Here is a 19,121-nt window from a genome sequence, read left to right on the forward strand (position 1 = left end):
CTAAAGGCGGTGATTCAATGATATATTTTTACCAATTGTCTCAGGGTGTGGCCGTATCTTTCCTGTTCTTCTCTGATTTGCCAAAGGCAGATCCCGATACAGCGCTCCACCGGTCACCCCTCTTTTTCTTAATAAACCGATCGGCCGCAAACAGTCAGGTGTGTACTTTATTACATGAGCCTCATCATCTTTTTTTGGATCAGGAGTCTTTGGCATTTCTTTCTCGAAAGACAGATATGGACAGTGAAAATACAGTCAATGAATCTGTTGGTCAACTTCCAGAGTGGCTGGTTCAAAAAATCAGAAATCAGCAGGTTTTCCTCGTGAATACCGCTCATTCCCGTTGGCAAGAGCGACTCACATTTTCATTTCCCCGAAAAAAGAGAGTTCATTTAGCAGGCTTGGGAGATGTGGGCAGTACATTGCTCACCGGGCTTCGATTACTGGGGAAAGATGATATTGATTCCATTGGCATTTTTGACTTATCAGAAAGCAAACTGCAACGATGGACTAATGAAATCAACCAAATTGCAGACTTGAACTATCCTGACTACCCCCCTGTTTTGTCGTTGACCGAATCACAACTATTCAACTGTGATTTATTTATTTTCTGCATAGCCCGTCAGGTTCCTGGCCTTGATGTCAAGAACGTGGATGTTCGCATGGCTCAGTTTGATGCAAATCGAATCATTATTGAGGAATATGCCCTCAAAGCAAGAGCCGCAAAATATCGGGGAATTTTTGCAGTTGTGTCAGATCCGGTTGATCAGCTTTGTATCACCGCTTACCGTAAAAGTAATGAGGATGCCTACGGTAATTACGATGGTGAAGGATTAATGCCTGAACAGGTGAAAGGCTTTGGACTGGGAGTCATGAACGCCCGGGCGCATTATTATGCAAAGCAACATCCGGACACAAGACACTTTAGCCAGGAAGGCCGCGTTTTTGGACCACATGGTCAAGGCTTAATTGTCGCCAATAGTATTGCCCACTTTGATCCAACCCTCTCAGATCTGCTTACTCGTCAAACACTGAGTGCCAATTTGGTTATACGTGAAATTGGCTTTAAGCCTTTTGTCGCTCCGGCACTTTCGTCCGGTTGCCTGCCGCTGTTGGCAACCCTGCGGGGAGAGTGGCACTACAGTACTGTTTTCATCGGTGGTGTCTATTTTGGGTGCCGCAATCGTTGGCTGGCTTATGGCCAGGAATGGGAGACACTCACATTTCCAGACGCACTTTATCAACGACTGCAAGATACTTATACCCGATTGGAGCAATTTCAATGTTAGTGCTTATTCGACCGAAGGCTACGGAGAACTTCATTGGATTGGTTAATGAGTTAATCCCTTATTCACCCGATCTGGTGATCGATGAAGCTTCAAAAGTAGTCCCCATGCCCACATTTTTTAAGGAAACCACGTCCGCTTTATCTATCATTCTTGCCGTTGAACTTGATGATATCGGCAGTAACGGCGACTTATTACCAATTCTTTATGCCATGAAGCGTCACTGGTCAGCAATACTGGAACATTCGGTGGCCATGCTAATGGTAAAAAGTCCTAATGAGTGGCATACAAAAACCTTTTCCTCCTGGCTCATATTTAATCTAAATCAGTGGGGATGTCGTTTTATTGGTCACCCTTTGGTAGAAATGATCCCCAACCTCGAAAATCTTAGCCAATGGGAAAAAACGACAAATATTGCGAAAATCCAGTTGCTTCATGACTTCAGTCAAAATGCAGTCGAAAGATTAATGTCATTTAGCCATTGTTCATCACCCAGACCAAAGCTCGCCGTGCTTCATGCCAGTTCAAGAAATACTTCCAACACATTTATGCTATGGCACTTGGTTAAGGAGCATTTAAACCAAGTCGATATAGATGAATTTCATGTGGCCAATGGCACCATCATTGATTGCATCGGATGCCCATACCAAACTTGTGTTTACTTTGGCCGCCAGAAAAGCTGTTTTTATGGCGGTGATATGATTCGGGAGCTAATACCTGCTATTGAACAGGCTGATGCCCTCCTTTGGCTGTGCCCCAACTATAACGATGCCGTTTCAGCCAATTTGATGGCTGTTATCAATCGTTTAACTGCTCTCTATCGCACGCATTCATTTAATGGAAAACAACTGTTTTCAATTATCGTATCAGGGAACTCCGGCGCAGATGCCGTCGCCAGGCAGCTTATTGATGCCCTCTGCATTAATAAAGGTTTTCAACTACCGCCAAAATTTTGTTTAACCGCACTTGCCTATGATCCGGGGAGCATTCTTGAAGCCAACGATATAAAAAAAAGAGCGGCAAGTTACGCCGCTCAAATAACAGAATCATTGTTTATCAGTCAATCAGTTGAGCCATCCTGTCAAAAAGGGGAGCCGCACCTTTAATGCGATTCTCATTGCCGATGATACAATATTGGTTTTCGGCTATCATTTGCCGTATCAAATGACTGTAGCTGCGAATGGTGTCTGCGCCAGTTTCGATGATTTCCAGCCGTTCGCGATGCTCATCTGTCACAGTTAGACCTGCCAGGTAACGGGCATCTGCCTTTTCCCCTTTCATCGAGGGGGTTAAGGGGGCATCTAACCGGCTCATCGTTCCAATGATGTACTTTGTCATTTCCCGATGACTGGCATCAAATCTTTCAAGGTATTCCGCCAGGTCATGATACACTCTTAATGTTTCCTCCAAATTCGGATCCCTGTATGAAACAAAGTAAGCATCACCATTTCGGAATAAGCCAGTCATCGCACCATATGCGCCGCCGGCAACCCTTATTCGCTTCCACAGGTAATCCAGGCTGCAAATAGTTTTAAGCACTTGCATGCTTCCAGAGTAAACATGACCAAATTTTTTAAAGTTTGATGCCTGAGCAACATACTGTACCTTACTTGACAGATAGAGGCCTTCACGTTGATAGTTGACACATTTTAAAGCCAAGGGTTTAACGGTTTCCGATGAATTCGGCAGTTGCGAAAAGAATTTTTCCATTTCATATGAAAAAGCTTCAAAATCCTTTTTTTCTCCTGTAAAGCTGGTCATGCTGCCCTTCTGTACCAAGATCCGCTTAAGAACTGACTGTATTGTTGCAATCACAGCATCTATCTGCTCATTATAATCCCTTTCAAGGGAGGCTATAAAGTGGTAGAACAGCAGGCCGCTGGTGGCTTCCTGAAAAGCAGCTTCTGGAGAAAAGTATGCCAGCGCTCTTTTTGATGCCACTAAATGTCCCTCGTGAAGAAGGTTCATCTCCAGTCGGGATTTAATTTCCCGTATCACTTCCAGAATCCGTTGACGATCATCCCAACGTGTGCGCAGCAACACTTCCTGAAGCAAATGCCAAAACAACTCATTCTTTTCAGTCAATGATTTTCCTCTTATGATGAAACGATGAACACCATCATCTTTACCCGAATAATTTGGATAAACATCCGGCTTGAAATAGAATCCGCCCGTATGAAGGTTGAGTTCGTTGGACAGTGCTTCGTATGAATAGTTTTCTGTGCTGATTCGCCCAAGCAGGGCTGCAAGAAGGCCCACATACGGCAACTCTTCCTGTTTTAGCGGCGCCATATCAAAATAGATTCCTGCATATTGGATACGATTCGTAAAGAGATCGTGAATAAGTACTTCTGATGAATATCCGGGAATGACATTGGTTGGAATTACTTCCGGTTCCGCCTGAAGATCCTCACGGGTCAGCAAAGGCATCACCGTCAACTCCTCTTCAGTATGCGCCGTTTCCTGCCATTTTTCCAGTTGCTGATTCTTCAGAATCAAATCATCCAACATCTCCGATGACATTTGCTTTTTCATTTCTTCCAACTGATTTGACAGTATGGTCTCCCTTGCTTCATTCATCCCCGGGCTTGGTGTCAAGATTAGTGTACTGTAATGTTTGCTTTCCAACAACATGGCTCTAATCAAGTTTTCAAAGTAGGGTGTGGTAAGCGCTTCTTTGACGCGTTGCAATGGACCTTCGTAAGCTAAGTGAATGGAAGGCACCTCATCATACAGCCAGCTCTCCATTATTTTCATGCCATAGATAAGCCCTTTGGGATAGCGCCCATAATCGGCTTCTCTCAACTTGAACTCGTGAATGTTAATGACGGCTTCAATCAACTTTTTGTCAATGCCATTGTCAATGAGCTCCTGTAACGTTTTTCGAACCAACTTGGTAAAGTTTTCCAATTTGTCAGCTTCGCTGTTTTTGATAATCACGCTAAAGACCGGCTGTTGAATACTGCTGTCATATGAGCCAAATACATCTTTACCTAATCCCTCTTTAATAAGAGATTTCTTCAACGGAGCAGCGGGAGTTCCCAATAATAGATAATTCAACATCTCCATTGCCAATTGATGTTCCGAGTCGGTGGCAATCCCGGTGACGAAGTTCATGCTCAGATATGTTTTTTCTATCACTGATTCTTCTGAAGCTACCGGATATTCTATTAACAGATTTTTTTCTGGAACAAATGGCTGTTGAAGGGGAATTGCAGAGTCAACAAAAATTCTATCAAAATGACTGAGGTACTCTTCGTTAATCAATGCCAGATGGTTTTCAATTGGCCCATTCCCATAAAGATACAGGTATGAGTTTGATGGGTGATAATAGGTTTGGTGAAACTGGGTAAACATCTCTTGTGTCAGTTGGGGAATGATCTCAGGGTCTCCACCCGATTCAAAACCATATGGTGTGTCTGGAAAAAGTGTTTCCTGAATTTTGCGAAATAGTATTTGCTCAGGAGACGAAAACGCCCCTTTCATTTCATTATAGACAACCCCTTTAATTGTCAGAGGTTCTTCTTTTGATTTTATTTCATAGTGCCAACCTTCCTGTTGCAAAATTTCTGGCTGATCATGGAGATTTGGAAAGAAAACAGCATCTAAATAGACATCCATTAAGTTCATGAAGTCTTTCTCATTTCGACTGGCAATAGGGTACATTGTCTTATCGGAGAATGTCATTGCATTCAAAAAGGTATTCATCGAACCTTTCGCCAACTCGACAAAGGGATCTTTCAATGGGTATTTTCGAGAGCCACAGAGTACTGAATGTTCCAGAATATGAGGCAAGCCCGTACTGTCCCCGGGCGGCGTTCGAAAACTAATGGAGAAGACTTTATTATCATCTTCCGATTGAAGGTAGTAAAGACGGGCACCGCTTTTTTGATGCACCATCTCATATGCAGTCCCCTCCACCTCATTCACTTTCGTGATTGCAACAATACGAAATCCATGTAATTCTTGTCCTTCAGAATAATTCATTGATGTGACAACTCCTCATCTATACTCATTCCCAGTAACAGCTGTCTTTTAAAACAGCCATATCATTCATGCAGCCATTACTCTTACAAATGCAATCCCGAAGCGAAGCATTCGCTATAACGGTGCATTGGTCTGGCTTGGGTCAATGGGTTTCCCCAATAGAGATTCGGTAATTTGATTGATTTCAAAGTAGATGCGCTCAAGATCCAACGTTTTCATTTCCTTCTTTTCCATAATGATTTTACCATTAATAATAACTGTATCGACATCTGAAGCCTGGGCCGAATAAACCATAGAAGCTTCCAGGTTCAAACGAGGATACAAGTGTGGTTTGTTTAGATCTATTAAAATCATGTCCGCCTTCATCCCCGGCTTTAAATCACCAATTTTCTGCTGTAGATTTAATGCCTGCGCTCCTTGGGTAGTAGCCATTTTTAATACGGTCCAAGCCGGTGCCGCCGTCGGTTCGCTTGTTGAACCTTTTGCAAGCAATGCTGCCAGATTCATTTCTTCAAACAGGTTCAGATTGTTGTTGCTTGAAGAGCCATCAGTACCAAGGGATACAGGTACACCTGCCGCCAAGAGCTGAGAAAGAGGAGCAATCCCATTGCCCAGTTTAAGATTGCTGGCTGGATTATGCACAACATTAACCTGTTTTTCATTGAGGATCTCAAAGTCAGCAGGATGAAGGTGCACGCAATGAGCTGCCAAGGTGTGGTGCCTGAAAATACCCAAATCATCCATATGCTGAATTGGAGTACGTCCGTGTTTTGAAAGGCTTTCTTCCACTTCTTTCACACTCTCTGATAAATGGATGTGAACTGGAATTTGTAAATCATCACACAGGTTTGCTACTTTTCGAAGAAATGCATCATCGCAGGTGTATGGTGCATGGGGTCCTGCCATGACTGTAATTAATCCATTTTCTGCCTGATGCCAGTTTTTGACCAACATTCTTGTATCAGACAAGCGTTCAGCATCATTTTCAGAAGAACCTACCAAGCCCTTGGCAATGGAGGCGCGAATCCCACTTTGGGCTGCTGCTTTGGCGGTTTCTTCCGACAAAAAGTACATATCTGCAAAAGCAGTCACCCCTGATCTTATCATTTCAGCAATGCTCAGCATTGATCCCCAATACACCTCTGAAGCACCCATTTGATTTTCAACCGGCCACACTTTTTCTGTCAGCCATTCCCAGAACGGAATATCATCTGCATAGTTTCGCAACAGTGACATGGCACTATGTGTGTGTGCGTTGACCAGCCCCGGCATCACCAGATACCCGGCCCCTTCAATGACTCTATCTGCCTGAAAATCTTCAGGAACTTCGCCGACAAAAGCAATCATATCATCAATAATGCCAATTGACTTTTGTGCCAGTGTTTGATCCCAAATTGTCATTACCTGCGCCTTACTAATTAGTGTTTTCAAGTCGAATCCACTCCTTCATGTTTTATGTCGATCATCTCAAGCTTAATCAGGGTGTTTTGCCGCTTGCTTCACGTCCAGCATCAACATTTGAATACGTCGATTCCCCCTGAATTCATTTACCTGCGGGAAGAAAACCAGATCATATGGTGCATCTGGCTGCGAACACAGCTTCCGATGTTCATCTGAGATCCCAAAGCTAATGATTTCGATGTTCGAAACATCTTTTTCTCCTGCTTGCATGAACTGTGATATTTTAAGATGTTGCCCTTCTTCTCCCATGAATTTAATGTGACTATTCACGCCTACCTGGATGTGTTTCATCAAAAAATATGGCTTTTCATTGCCCATACCGTAAGGTTCCAACCGTTTTATAGTTTCAACAAACTCTTCCGAAAGATCTTCTGGCAAGATATGATCTGCCACATGAATTTTCTTCATCAATAAGTCCGGTATCTGCTCCTGAACCTTTAATACCCTTTGCTGCAGGTAATCTCTCAGCTGATGGATATTTTCCTCCCTTATTTTTAGGCCACAGGCATTGGCATGCCCTCCAAAGCGTTCCATTAAATGGGATGCCGGCTTTAGTTCATTGAACAAATGAAAGCCTTCAACACTTCTTCCGCTTCCAGTATATATTCCCTTTTCTTTAGCCGGTGTTAAAACCAGCGTTGGCCGATAATAAGCATCCCGCAGACGGCCGGCAATAATTCCGATGACCCCTTCATGGAGTTCCTCGCTATCAACCACAAGAAACGAATGCTCATGAAACTTTTCGACAACCAGCTGGTGACACCTATCAAGTCCTATCTCCTGGATTTTTCTGCGTTTATCATTTAAACACCGCAGCCGCTCTGCCAACATCAACGCAGTTTGGCGCTTTCTCGTAACCAGCAACTGTACTCCCATTCTGGCATCATCAATACGTCCAGAAGCATTGAAATGTGGTCCGATACGAAATCCCAGTTCACGTACACCGACTTGCTCTTTTGGAATGGACAACACTTCCAGCAGAGCTTGAAAGCCGGGTCTCTGTGTGGTACGCATCTTTTGAATTCCATATTTTACCATGGTTCGGTTTTCATCCCGAAGCGGCACAACATCACATACTGTGGCCAACGCAACCAAATCAAGGAGGTTTGTCAGCCGTGTTTTGGGTATCTGTAATTTTTTCTGCAGCGCCTGCGCCAGCTTAAAGGCAACTCCACAGCCCGAGAGTTCTTTGAAGGGGTAATCACAGTCAGGCTGCTTCGGATTAACAACCACCGTATCTGGCAGCTGATCACCCGGCATGTGATGATCGGTAATAATGAGTTTCAGACCTATTTTCTTGGCATATTCTGTTTCTTCCACCGCACTAATACCACAATCCACCGTCACCACTAAATCAGCTTGATAGTCTTCTTTTATCTCCAGCAAGGCTTCCCGGTTTAGCCCATACCCTTCTTCTTCTCGCAAAGGAATGTAAAATTCAATGTTGGATGTCATTGGATAAAAAAAATCCAGCAACAGTGCAACCGATGTCATCCCATCAACGTCGTAATCTCCATAAAAAACAATTTTTTGTTTTTTATTCAGGGCATCAATAATTAACGTAACCGCTTTGTCCATTCCTTTCATTTGAAAGGGATCATGAGTGAGTTGTGGGCACTCCGACAAAAATTCTTCCATTTGAGCGGTTTCTTTCACACCTCTATTCACGAGTATTTTTTCTACCACCGGATGAAACCGACCAGGCAGTTCACCAAGTGCGTGATGATTGGGTGATATCCATTTTGTTTCATAACACGCCTTCATGAACTCCCTCCACAAAGCAAATCGTTTAAGTGACAGATCATATCGCCAGCTTTTCCCTTAATCACAAGGTCATACCCCGAAGCGGCTGGCACCATTTCCTGATTGATGAAAATAGTCTTTCCGGCTGTCATTAAAGGCAACTGATTCACAGGCGATACCTGCAAACTTGTACCGATGACCAATAGAACGCTTGCTTGCTGAATCACTTCAATAGCCTTCTCCCATGCATCTTGTGGTAACATCTCTCCAAAAAGAACCACGCCTGGACGCAACCTGCTGCCACACACGCATCGGTTTCCTATGATGAAATCATCAGGTGTGGCTTGATGTCCATTGTCAATGCAACACACTTTTTTTAATGCACCGTGAAGCTCATATACCTTTTGACTGCCTGCCTGCTGATGAAAACCATCCACATTCTGAGTGGCAATAGCATCAACCAGTCCTCTGCGTTCCCATTCCGCCAGTATTTCATGCCCCATATGTGGATGACAGCGTTCAAGGGTTTTAAACCGCAGTGTATAAAATTCATGAAAAAGGTCGTATTGTTCATTCATAGCTTCTGTTGAAGCTACCTCCATCGGATCAGTTTTAGTCCACAAACCTTTTTTTGAGCGAAAATCCGGAATACCACTTTCTGTAGACATGCCGGCTCCTGTGAAAACAACCGTCGAAGCCGATTCCTTGATCCAAGCTGCTGCCTGTTCTACAGGTGTATGCTCATGGTTCATTGGCGCCGCTCCTTTCCATGTCAGCCGCAAAATTTTATTGCGCTGATTTTGCTATTAATGGTTTCTGTAAAACATGAAACATGGTACAGTTTATCATATTTTCAGTTGCAATAGAAATTCCCCGTTCAAATTCACTCATATGAATCAAACGTGTGAAAGGTTTTTCAAAACTATTCCATTGTGTTATCCTTATGTTATAATGAAAATCTGTTTGATGCTCGCTTACCAACCATTTATCACTATTTCAGGAGGGATCCCTCAATGAATATTTTGTCACAATTGAACCCATTCGCCATTATTATCATCCTTTTTATTTTAGCAGTTTTTTTCAGTTCGCTTGTCATATCCATCACGATTCGGAGCAAATACCGACAACTGGGGGAAAGTCTTCAACAGTTAAAGGAAGGCCGAGCCGGTCACCCCGTACTGCAGGGAATTCTTGATAGCTATTGTACTGCTGCCAAAGGAAATCACCATGAAGTGAACACCCAAGCCATCATTGAACGTCACTTTAACCATGATTTTCGTTCACTGAACCTGGGAGAACGCTTCGTCAAAACATCTGTTTCTCTTATGATTATTTTAGGATTGCTGGGAACTTTTTACGGGCTGACTCTCTCTATTGGCAATCTTGTTGAATTATTGAGTGCAGGCCAGCACACTGAAATGCTCACCAGCATGGATTCCATCATTGGTGGCTTGATTGACTCAGTGAGGGGCATGTCTGTTGCTTTTGTGACTTCTCTTTTTGCCATCGCCTGCGCCATTTTGCTGACGCTCTTTTCTGTCTTTAGTCATATCGAGACAGCTCGGGAAAAACTCTTTGTTGATGTAGAAGAATACCTTGACAATGTGGTTGCTCTTCAAATTTCCAAAGAAGTAGACAGTGAGTACGAATTGTTAAACCAGGCCCTGAAAAGCACATTGGATGATTTTTCCCACAATATGGAAAAGAGTTTTGCATATGTGGTGGAGAGCTTCCAAGGGCCGTTGACAGCTGCGACTGCAGAAATTGGCAATGCTTCTGACCAGCTATTGAAAAGCATTGCATTATTTGATCGCTCTCTTTCAAACTTCCGAGAGAATACCCGGGATTTTTCGGAGTTTAATCATCACCTTCGAACAAATATCGACCGTATGAATGTTGGCTTTGCTGATCTGACGGATACACTGAAAGAAACGACCCGCCGAAACAGCGACAGTTCGGTTTAGCCATTGATGTAAATGCAAAAAATGTTAGAAAGGCGGTTTACCATGAAGATCAGACGCAGAAATTTTAAAAACGGGATGGAAACCGAAAATTTCTGGCCCTCTTTTACCGATTTAATTTCCACAATTGCGTTGGTGCTCTTTTTTCTCATGCTCTTGGCCTATCTTCAGAACATTATTTCTGGTAAAAACCTGGAATTTGCTCAACGTCAGGTGATTGATACCCAACGCCGGCTTGAAGAAGCAAATGCTGAAATCAGCCAGGCTGAAAAGAACTTGCGTCTCCTCATGGATCGAATTGAAGAAGTGAAGGCTGAAGTTGAAGAAGGAGAGATTGCACTGACTCTTTCTGAACGGCAAATTGATGAACAACGCCAGATTATTGCAGAAAGCAACCGGGAACTGGGTGAACTTCGTACCCGGCTTACCGGAATTGCATTGTTGCGACTGGAAGTACTTGAGCGGGTAAAAGACAGTATCGAAAGTGAACTGGGCCGCACCAATGAAGCCGGTCAGGAGCTGGTGACAATTGCCGATAACGGTAATATTGTCATTAATGAGGGGTTGGTTTTTGCTTACAACTCCTATGCAATAAAGCCTGAAGGACGAGCACTTCTCAACCAGCTTGCTGCTGCCTTTGAACGCGTATTGGATGACACCGCCACCCGTGCAAACATTGATGCCATCAGCATTCAAGGGCACACTGATTCCACAGGAAGTGCCGCCTATAACCGGGATCTGTCAACCAAAAGAGCTACCGCTGTCGTGACACACATGATGGACAATAATCCCAATCTTGAACGAAAATACGGAGATTACTTTGCAGCCAGTGGATATTCTGAATTTCGTCCCATTGCCTCTAACCAGACTGAAACAGGTCGAGCCAGAAACCGACGAATTGAAATTGCCATCATTCTTAAGGATGATCAACTCAGAAACATTATCGACGACTATTTGGAAGACTCTCTTGATGTGTTTTCTCGCCGCATTATGCCCTGATCAACAGCTTACTGACGAACACACCCGATTCCTACCCCTATGTTTAGCATGATACAGCCTGTCGTCTACCCGTTTGATCAGGTCGTCAGGCTGATCATTTTTTTTGTTTGATGAAACTCCAAAGCTGCAGGTTAGTCTTTCGCCATGACTAAATTCGGCCTCTTCCACTGCCTTACGTAACTTTTCAGCAAGTGTAGCTGCTCCCTCCAGATCTGTTTCCGGTGCAAGAATAATAAATTCTTCTCCTCCGAATCGGGCAAAGATATCAACTTCACGGATGTTATCGCGAATTGTATTTGTTAACTCCACCAGTATTTTATCTCCCAATTGATGTCCATAAGTGTCATTTATTTTTTTAAAGTGATCAATGTCAAACATCACCAGGGCAAACTGAGAGTGAAAACGACGCGCCTTCTGAATCTCTTCTGTCAATGAACGGTTGAATTGAACGCGGTTGTATATCTGCGTCAGCGGATCAATGATTGCTAACCGTTTATAATACTGTCGTTCATGTTCCAACTCAGTTACATCCGTTAAAGAAATAATTTTTTTGTTTTCAATGCCTGGAAATAACGCTACTTTCAAGTTGAAATATTTGTTTTCTGCTTCTTCATGATCAAAAATAACTACTTTTTTCACCAGTTCTGTGGCCCGTTGCCAGTCTTCTTCATTGTATCGAGAAAAATCCGGCGCGTCTGGTATTTCCCTCAAAACTCGTTCCAAAATATTTCCTTGATCAGGAAGTTCATTCATTTTAAAAAAATTCATAAATCTTTGATTTGCATCAAAGATGACTTTGCCATCTGTTACCATCACAAGACTATCCTGAAAATCTAATACGGTTCGTGTATAATGACGCTGTCTTTCGATTTCCTGTTCCATCATATATTCCTTGTGAATCTTCTCCAGCGCACGATCCAATTTCTCAATGCTAAGAGGTTTAATGAGGAAATGAGAGACTCCCAGTTCAATAGCCTCTAGCAAGTACTCCGTCTCATTGTAAGCGGTAATAATCAAAACTGCGGTTTTCGTATTGATTTCCCTTATTCGGTTAATCAACTCAAGACCGGAAATGTCGGGTAAATTCAAATCTGTCAACACTACCTGTGGCTGATGTTCAAGGAAAATATCGAATCCCTGCAGTGCACTTTCTGCCGCAAATACATGACTGGCCCTTCTGAGAAGCAATCCTGTAACACGTTCCCTTGTTCCTTTTTCATCTTCAACAAACAAAATATTTAGAGGATCATATTTTTTCTCTTTCATAACGGCACCTCCACTCTAAAGGATGCACCTTCAGATATGTTTTTGGCTGATATCTTGCCGCCCATCCCATTTTCAATTATCATGCGGCTGATATATAAACCCAGTCCAGCACCCTGATAATCTTTTTTTGTTGTGTAATACTGTTCAAAAACACGGTCCATCAGGTTTTCTGGAATTCCTCCGCCATTGTCTTCAATAGTCATTATAGCCAAAGATCCTTCTTTCTTTATAAAAATGCTAATCTGTGGATGCGATGGTTGCTGTCTTAACAATGCATCCCGTGAGTTGTTCAAAAGATTGATCACCACTTGTGCATATTCTCTTGAGTAACCAAATAGACGAATCTCATCAAGTTCCTGAAGTTCCACCTTTATTGATAACTTGTTTAGATGAGGCTGTACCAACGCAAGGCTTTGACGAATGACTTCTGACAGTAAAAATGATTCTTTGCGCTGACTGCCAGTAAAAAAGCGCCGAAGATCGTCAATGGTGGCCGACATTTGATGTAATAGTTCCATGCCCGATTCAGTGCTCTGACACACATATGCCTCATTTAATTCTTCATAATGATAGGCTTCTCTTAAATCCTGGAGAATCAGACCCAGCTCGTTAATTGGTTGACGCCACTGATGGGCCATATTACCGATTAATTCACCCAATGCCGCCTGGCGTGCATGATAAAACATTAACTGGTCCATCTTTTGATACTCTATGGCATTACTGACCGTCATCATTAAGTCTTCCATCATCGCCACTTCTTCTTCCATAAAACCATGATCATAATGTGAATATATCACCAGCTGACCCATAAGCTTTTCTTTTTTCACCATTTGCTTCATGGGTATCACCAGACAATATCCAAGGTTGCGATGCCGGCTGTGAAGTTGCGTCGTTAAATGAGGCTGTGTCATAATTATGCTTTGAATATTTTCGTGATATTGCTTTTTTTTATCAACAGAAATGGCGGGTTGCCCCAAAGAATAGGATTTGGATATTTCTCCATTTCCCATCAGCCCAACCCAAATATACTGATAATGCTTATTTTCCATTAGTTTTTGACATAGATTATGGAACAAAAATGACTCATTTTTTGCTGTCCCGATCATTTTATTTAAGTCAGCGATAATACCAAGGATTGTTCGAAGATACTTTTCTCTTTCATAATATGTTTTCAATTTTTGCTGCAAGCGATGCTTTTCTGTCACATCATACTGCACCCCGATGTAGTGAGTCACTTCTCCCAGCATATTTTTAACAGGAGAAATGTAAATATGATTGTAGAAAAGATCACCATTTTTTTTATAATTTCGAAGCACCACATTCGCTTTTTTTTGATCGCGAACTGCACGTCTGATTTTCTCTATTCCGTCCTGCTGACGGTCACTTCCCTGCAACAACCTGCAGTTTTTCCCGCAAACCTCGTCACGTTCATAGCCTGTCAATTCTTCAAATGCCCGATTGGTAAAAATGATTGGCATTTCTTTTTTGCGAGCATCGACGATGATCATTCCATTGTTGGCACTCTCAACAGCCGAGCGGACCAAATGCAGTTCAGTCTCTGTTTCTTTATGTCGTGTGACGTCCCTAATACTGCCATCGACCCGCACTATTTTTTTGTTTTCATCAAGAACAGCTTTTGCTGAATCCGAAAACCATTTCACCGTACCGTCTGCACACTGAAACCGATATTCAACTGTTGTCGTCTCCCCGTTGTGAAGTTCCTGCCATTGTTGAGTGAGCTGAACCCGATCTTCAGAGAGAATGCATTCCAACCACGAATGATGATTTTGAAAGAAAATGTCAGATGAATAACCGGTGTATTGTTCACATTGATCGCTGAAATAGAACCAGTTATTATTCCCATCCCGAGAATATATCAATACATTCAGATTTGATAGAATATGGCGCAACAAACCATTTTCAACAAACTGGTTCATGATGATTCCCCCGTTACTTTACTTTCGCTTCTTCTATTCCCTTCAAAACACCGGTGATGTAAGCCTCTATATCAAATTTCCGACGACAACCCTGGCTGTTCATATATCGAATTTTACCAAAAACTGATCTTTCTGCCCATGCACGATCATGCACTCCGCCAATGCTCCATGCAATACCCGCGTAGCCATTAGGGTCTCTTCCGTCCAACAAGTAGGTATCATTCAAGTATATCGCCACTTGCTGAGCCGTCGCTGCATCAGGTGACCATTCCAATATTTTTTTAGCCCAGTACATTCTCAAGTACCCATGGAGATAACCGGTCCATTTCATTTCAAGTTGTGCTGCATTCCAGAGCATATCATGAGTAGCAGCCGACTCCAGTTCCTCTCTCGTGTAAAGATACTCACGTTGATCATTTTCATGTTGGCTGAGTGTTTCTCTGGCCCATCGGGGAAAAGCTGCTGGCTGGTCGTATAAAGGCTGATAAAAACAGAAATTATCTGATAGTTCCCGGCGGACTATCAACTGTTCAAGAAAAGCCTCCTGATGAATGCCCTCAACTTCACTTTTGATAATTTCAAGTGCAATTCTTTGAGTGGAAATTTGCCCAAAATGAATACTTGGAGACAATCGCGACACTGCATCACTCAAAGGCTGATTACTTTCTTTACCGTACTGATGAATACCCCGCTCGAGAAATCGCTTTAATTGAGCGAAAGCCGCTTTTTTGCCTGATTGGAAATGAAATGTCTTTTTTTCCGGGTTCCTCGCTTCTATCATCCACTCCCAGTTCTGTTTAACAAACCACTCACCAGATACTTTTTGAGAAGCAACCGGCGGATAGTCCGTCATGTACTCTTTTAGTTTTTTCATGATGCGTGGTCGAAATGTATAGGCCGCATATTCCAATTTATCTGACGCTTTCCAGCAGGGGACAATATTATGGCTGTCAACCTGATGTACTGCGCAATCAACTGCTTCAGTAATCTGATTTTCCCAGTCTCGCTTAATCCTCAGAGGATTAAAATCCATCACCAGCATGGAGGCATCCCACTCGGAAATCAGTTTCGGCATGCAAACCTGTGGCTTACCCTGAATGACATGGAAAGGAATCCCTTTGTTCTCAAGATCAACTGCTACTTCTTTTAACCCCTGAATCATAAAATGATAATGGGACTGTTTCGCCAGAAGATAGTTTGGCGCTATACAGAAAACAACTACTAAGAAGGTGCGTAAAATTTCTGCCTGCCCACGGGCATAAATGAGTCCCCAATGATCTTCAGCCCTCTGATCTCTGCTCATCCAGAAAACCACCGGCCCACGGCGGCTCTTCTTAATATCCTGATCCGCTTGCAGTACTCTAATTCGTTCTTTCATCCACCTCACCCACTTGTCAAGATTTGCCACTCCAAACCCATACGCTCACAAAACCCGACAAAAACAGAGGAAGTATAAGCCAGTTAAATTCATTTGGAATCAAAGCTCTGGAAGACCCTAGTATTAATCCGGCAAAAAAGTATGAAATGATCGCACGGTGACGGGCATAAAAAGTTTCCAGCATATTGACCAATAAAAACATGCCCGCAAGGCTCCCAGCGCCAAATACCAACAATCGTCCCCATATCAGCTCGCTCAAATAAATCAGTACAGTATCATAAATGCCCATCAAAATGAGCACTGAACTTCCGGGAAGCCCAGGCAAAACCATTGTTGCACTTGCCAAAGCGCCTGCAATAAACAGGTAGATAATTCCAACTTCTTCAACCGATGTGGCATACCCGATGGGATCTGCTCCAAGGGCAAAACCGGCAATGACTCCAAACCCCATGGAGATGATGCGCCTCTCGGTTACAATAGGACAACAGCGCAGTACTGCCCGAATGGAGGCCAGCAAACAACCCAGCAAAAAAGCAGCTGTTTCGTTTCTGAAAATCTCAAAAAAGTAAGAGAACAGTGAGCCACTAATGAAAATCCCTGCGATAACACCACCTAATAATGGCAGATAGGGCTTCAACTTTAGATGTACCAAATCATGAACAAGTTGCTCGTATATCCCAAAAATAACAAAGACGGTACCGCCACTCATCCCAGGCAGTACCATGATAAAACCAAGCAACACACCTTTCAACCAAGAAATCATTTCGTCACCCCGTGGTGTTATTGATATCGTGACACGATAAAGCGCTTCAAAACATAAGACTCTCCCTGAAGAATACCCGCTTTTTCAAGCACTATGGATAGTTGTTGTTCAACCGAGTTGATTCCTTCAAGAGCTGGTAGCAGTACGCCACGTTTATAGCCTGATTCTACCATGATACCATATTTTTGTACATTCAACTCCATATCATCTGTTACCAGTTCCATATCTCCCAGAACATCCACTTTTACTTCCAACCCCTCCAATTCTTCCAGTGATAATGGAGAAAACCGGGGATCCGATGTGGCTGATTGAATAGCATTCATAATAATTTCTTCCCCAATGCAGCCGGTAGTCGCCTGTATGGTTCCAATGCATCCTCTCAGAATTCCCTCGTGATGAAGCGATACAAAAACGCCAGCCTGACGTTGCCTTGCTTCCATCCAGAACTCACTCTTCTGCAAAGATTTTTCAGCCTTCAATGCCCGGTTTATATCAAGCTTGACTTTCTTTGTCAGCCAGTGTTTGACGGCTTCAGTGGCAAGCCAAACAGCAGGGTGTACCAGTTGTGCTTTAACTACTGCCATTCCACACAAATAACCAACTCCAAAAGGAGCTTCATAGGAAAAAAGGGTCGTTTCAATTTCAAGGTGATTCATCATACCTGTTGCCATGATAAAAGGTCCAAGTCCACACTGTCCTGCCAGTTGCATTAAATCACCAGGTATGCTCGATAAGTCATCCAGCCGATTGTTCTTAAATGATTCTGCCACTTTCTGATCAAAAACAGGCCCCGCCGGATGATACCCATAAGGACCTGTTTCCTTGAGTCTGTGTGACAAATCGCCGCTTGCTAAAATCAGCACCTTTAAAGCATGAGAATGGAGCACCGCTCCCATTATTTTTCCCATGCAAAACACTTCATTATAGTCGATGCTGTTTACTGCCATATGAATCAGCCTTATGTTGTAAATATTAACTGCCGGTTGCTGTCCAATAAAAAAGAGCGGTACAACTGCACCGTGATCGAGTGGCATGATTGTTTTTTCGAGATAAAACCCTTCATTTTGAAGGGCGGATACCAACACTTGTACTAGTTCAAGATTGTTCTGATAATGCAGCTCCACCTCAGCATGACCAAAAGTGCCAAGGTTTCCAGAGAGCGGTTGTCCTCCATTGACAGTGACCGGCTGTTGATTTGTAGTTCCATGAGGTGTCAGCACAACTATGGTGTCAATTTCCAAATCAGATATAATACTTGCAATCTGCTCGATCCCTTTCAAAGTTTTATGTGCTAATATTTCTTCGCCTTTTCCAATGGCAGGTATAATAATGGGAGGATGTGGTAAAAAGGCTGTCCCAATAATTGGAGGCATCTCCATGCTCCTTTCAGCTCATCGAATCATTATCAACAATTATATCAACAATTGCCTGCATAGACGTGAGTCAGTTTTCTTTTTGCCATCTCAACAACCTGGTACACCCAGTTCAGATTTGTCGGGGGCTCATGCCATCGATAGCGGGGAAAGTAACGGCTCACATGCAGTGGAATATCAGTAGATATATGAGCAATCCAATCCACGAGCTCTTCCAATTCCTCCAGTGTATGCATCTTCGTTACAAGTAATGTGGTAACTTCAACATGGCAGCTTTTGTTTGCCGTTTTAACTGTCTCCAGTACTGGTTTCAGCATGCCGCCACACATTTGCCGGTAGGTTCGATCCCGAAAAGACTTGATGTCTATGTTCATAGCATCAATTGTTGGTAATAATAGCTTGAGCGGTTCTGGATTAATATACCCATTTGTGACAAGTATGTTGCATAAGCCTGCTTCTTTGGCAAGAGTGGCAGTTTCTTTGACAAATTCGTAGTTGATAAGCGGTTCGTTATATGTGTAGGAGATACTGGGAGTTCCAGCCTGCAAAGCTTGTTCAATGACGGTTTGCGGGGTGATTTTCCAAAGCTTTGGTATTTCCACGGCTAAATGATAGTTCTGACAATATGGGCATCGAAGCTGACATCCATAACTACCAATCGAATAAGTTTCAGTTCCACTCATAAAATGTGCAAGAGGCTTTTTTTCAATTGGATCAATTTGAATGCTGCTTATTTTGCCATAACTCAGACTCACCAACCCTTCAGGTTCGTGACGCCTCACACGACATAGTCCTGTTTCACCCAGAACTAAACGGCAGTGATGGGGGCAAAGCATGCACATGACATCCCCGGAAATAAACCTGGAAAATTCGGCGGGTTTCATTTTTACCCTCCCCTTTTACCATATTCATTCCCTTTCACTGCCTTTTCATTCAGATGAATTGTGATTGAGTTGCAAATACTCAC

General features: G+C 43.0%; 14 protein-coding genes. 4 read left to right on the forward strand and 10 right to left on the reverse strand.

From position 1 onward, the window contains the following. Window positions 1-17: 17 nt before the first annotated feature. Both QOL74_RS00080 and QOL74_RS00085 read left to right on the forward strand, forming a co-directional pair. Window positions 18-1,289, forward strand: coding sequence for a Rossmann-fold NAD(P)-binding domain-containing protein (locus QOL74_RS00080; protein ID WP_283407386.1), 1,272 nt, complete (start codon window positions 18-20; stop codon window positions 1,287-1,289). Further along, complete coding sequence (locus tag QOL74_RS00085) at window positions 1,283-2,392, forward strand: flavodoxin family protein (RefSeq protein WP_283407387.1); 1,110 nt, start codon at window positions 1,283-1,285, stop codon at window positions 2,390-2,392. The genes QOL74_RS00080 and QOL74_RS00085 overlap by 7 nt, the downstream gene beginning before the upstream one ends. Here QOL74_RS00085 and QOL74_RS00090 read toward each other — a convergent pair. The 4 genes from QOL74_RS00090 to QOL74_RS00105 all read right to left on the reverse strand — a co-directional run bounded on the left by QOL74_RS00090 (window position 2,343) and on the right by QOL74_RS00105 (window position 9,229). Beyond that, the gene (locus QOL74_RS00090) at window positions 2,343-5,273 is read right to left on the reverse strand and encodes an insulinase family protein (RefSeq protein WP_283407388.1); all 2,931 of its coding nucleotides are present in this window, start codon (window positions 5,271-5,273) and stop codon (window positions 2,343-2,345) included. The genes QOL74_RS00085 and QOL74_RS00090 overlap by 50 nt on opposite strands. Window positions 5,274-5,387: 114 nt before the next feature. Further along, window positions 5,388-6,545, reverse strand: coding sequence for an amidohydrolase (locus QOL74_RS00095; protein WP_283407907.1), 1,158 nt, complete (start codon window positions 6,543-6,545; stop codon window positions 5,388-5,390). 201 nt (window positions 6,546-6,746) lie between these two features. Further along, entirely contained in the window at window positions 6,747-8,498 is a 1,752-nt protein-coding gene (recJ, locus tag QOL74_RS00100; protein ID WP_283407389.1) for a single-stranded-DNA-specific exonuclease RecJ, read from the reverse strand. After that, window positions 8,495-9,229, reverse strand: coding sequence for an SIR2 family NAD-dependent protein deacylase (locus QOL74_RS00105; RefSeq protein ID WP_283407390.1), 735 nt, complete (start codon window positions 9,227-9,229; stop codon window positions 8,495-8,497). The genes recJ and QOL74_RS00105 overlap by 4 nt, the downstream gene beginning before the upstream one ends. A gap of 261 nt (window positions 9,230-9,490) precedes the next feature. Between QOL74_RS00105 and QOL74_RS00110 the strand changes: the two genes are divergently transcribed. Beyond that, window positions 9,491-10,441: a MotA/TolQ/ExbB proton channel family protein gene (locus QOL74_RS00110; protein WP_283407391.1), complete on the forward strand. Its 951-nt coding sequence runs from the start codon at window positions 9,491-9,493 to the stop codon at window positions 10,439-10,441. Between the two features lie 42 nt (window positions 10,442-10,483). Further along, window positions 10,484-11,437, forward strand: a complete 954-nt coding sequence (locus tag QOL74_RS00115) for an OmpA family protein (RefSeq protein ID WP_283407392.1) — start codon at window positions 10,484-10,486, stop codon at window positions 11,435-11,437. Here QOL74_RS00115 and QOL74_RS00120 read toward each other — a convergent pair whose 3' ends face one another. Genes QOL74_RS00120 through amrS form a run of 6 tightly spaced genes read right to left on the reverse strand, consistent with a single transcriptional unit; the run spans window position 11,438 to window position 19,038 of the window. Beyond that, window positions 11,438-12,703 carry a GGDEF domain-containing response regulator gene (locus QOL74_RS00120; RefSeq protein WP_283407393.1) on the reverse strand — a complete coding sequence of 422 codons (1,266 nt, stop codon included), beginning with the start codon at window positions 12,701-12,703 and terminating at the stop codon, window positions 11,438-11,440. After that, on the reverse strand, window positions 12,700-14,640 hold the full coding sequence (locus tag QOL74_RS00125; RefSeq protein ID WP_283407394.1) for a PAS domain S-box protein: 1,941 nt from the start codon (window positions 14,638-14,640) through the stop codon (window positions 12,700-12,702). Before QOL74_RS00125 ends, QOL74_RS00120 begins: the two co-directional genes overlap by 4 nt. Window positions 14,641-14,653: 13 nt before the next feature. Further along, a complete protein-coding gene (gene phrB, locus QOL74_RS00130; protein ID WP_283407395.1) occupies window positions 14,654-16,018 on the reverse strand; it encodes a deoxyribodipyrimidine photo-lyase in 1,365 nt (454 codons plus the stop codon). 16 nt (window positions 16,019-16,034) lie between these two features. Next, entirely contained in the window at window positions 16,035-16,781 is a 747-nt protein-coding gene (locus tag QOL74_RS00135) for an undecaprenyl phosphate translocase family protein (protein ID WP_283407396.1), read from the reverse strand. Window positions 16,782-16,798: 17 nt separating this feature from the next. Continuing rightward, window positions 16,799-18,154 carry an AmmeMemoRadiSam system protein A gene (amrA, locus tag QOL74_RS00140; protein ID WP_283407397.1) on the reverse strand — a complete coding sequence of 452 codons (1,356 nt, stop codon included), beginning with the start codon at window positions 18,152-18,154 and terminating at the stop codon, window positions 16,799-16,801. 44 nt (window positions 18,155-18,198) lie between these two features. Beyond that, complete coding sequence (gene amrS / locus QOL74_RS00145) at window positions 18,199-19,038, reverse strand: AmmeMemoRadiSam system radical SAM enzyme (RefSeq protein WP_283407398.1); 840 nt, start codon at window positions 19,036-19,038, stop codon at window positions 18,199-18,201. Window positions 19,039-19,121: the final 83 nt, after the last annotated feature.

It is taken from the genome of Anoxynatronum buryatiense (assembly GCF_900182905.1).
In the GTDB taxonomy this organism is placed as follows: Bacteria; Bacillota; Clostridia; order Peptostreptococcales; family Tindalliaceae; genus Anoxynatronum; species Anoxynatronum buryatiense.

Excerpts from the sequence above, each read along its gene's own strand:
- amrA (WP_283407397.1), bottom strand. The coding sequence starts at position 18,154 with ATGCCTCCAATTATTGGGACAGCCTTTTTACCACATCCTCCCATTATT.
- QOL74_RS00120 (WP_283407393.1), bottom strand. The coding sequence starts at position 12,703 with ATGAAAGAGAAAAAATATGATCCTCTAAATATTTTGTTTGTTGAAGAT.
- QOL74_RS00110 (WP_283407391.1), top strand. The coding sequence starts at position 9,491 with ATGAATATTTTGTCACAATTGAACCCATTCGCCATTATTATCATCCTT.
- QOL74_RS00080 (WP_283407386.1), top strand. The coding sequence starts at position 18 with ATGATATATTTTTACCAATTGTCTCAGGGTGTGGCCGTATCTTTCCTG.
- QOL74_RS00125 (WP_283407394.1), bottom strand. The coding sequence starts at position 14,640 with ATGAACCAGTTTGTTGAAAATGGTTTGTTGCGCCATATTCTATCAAAT.
- QOL74_RS00115 (WP_283407392.1), top strand. The coding sequence starts at position 10,484 with ATGAAGATCAGACGCAGAAATTTTAAAAACGGGATGGAAACCGAAAAT.
- QOL74_RS00095 (WP_283407907.1), bottom strand. The coding sequence starts at position 6,545 with ATGCCGGGGCTGGTCAACGCACACACACATAGTGCCATGTCACTGTTG.
- QOL74_RS00135 (WP_283407396.1), bottom strand. The coding sequence starts at position 16,781 with ATGATTTCTTGGTTGAAAGGTGTGTTGCTTGGTTTTATCATGGTACTG.
- amrS (WP_283407398.1), bottom strand. The coding sequence starts at position 19,038 with ATGAAACCCGCCGAATTTTCCAGGTTTATTTCCGGGGATGTCATGTGC.
- QOL74_RS00085 (WP_283407387.1), top strand. The coding sequence starts at position 1,283 with ATGTTAGTGCTTATTCGACCGAAGGCTACGGAGAACTTCATTGGATTG.
- QOL74_RS00090 (WP_283407388.1), bottom strand. The coding sequence starts at position 5,273 with ATGAATTATTCTGAAGGACAAGAATTACATGGATTTCGTATTGTTGCA.
- recJ (WP_283407389.1), bottom strand. The coding sequence starts at position 8,498 with ATGAAGGCGTGTTATGAAACAAAATGGATATCACCCAATCATCACGCA.
- QOL74_RS00105 (WP_283407390.1), bottom strand. The coding sequence starts at position 9,229 with ATGAACCATGAGCATACACCTGTAGAACAGGCAGCAGCTTGGATCAAG.
- phrB (WP_283407395.1), bottom strand. The coding sequence starts at position 16,018 with ATGAAAGAACGAATTAGAGTACTGCAAGCGGATCAGGATATTAAGAAG.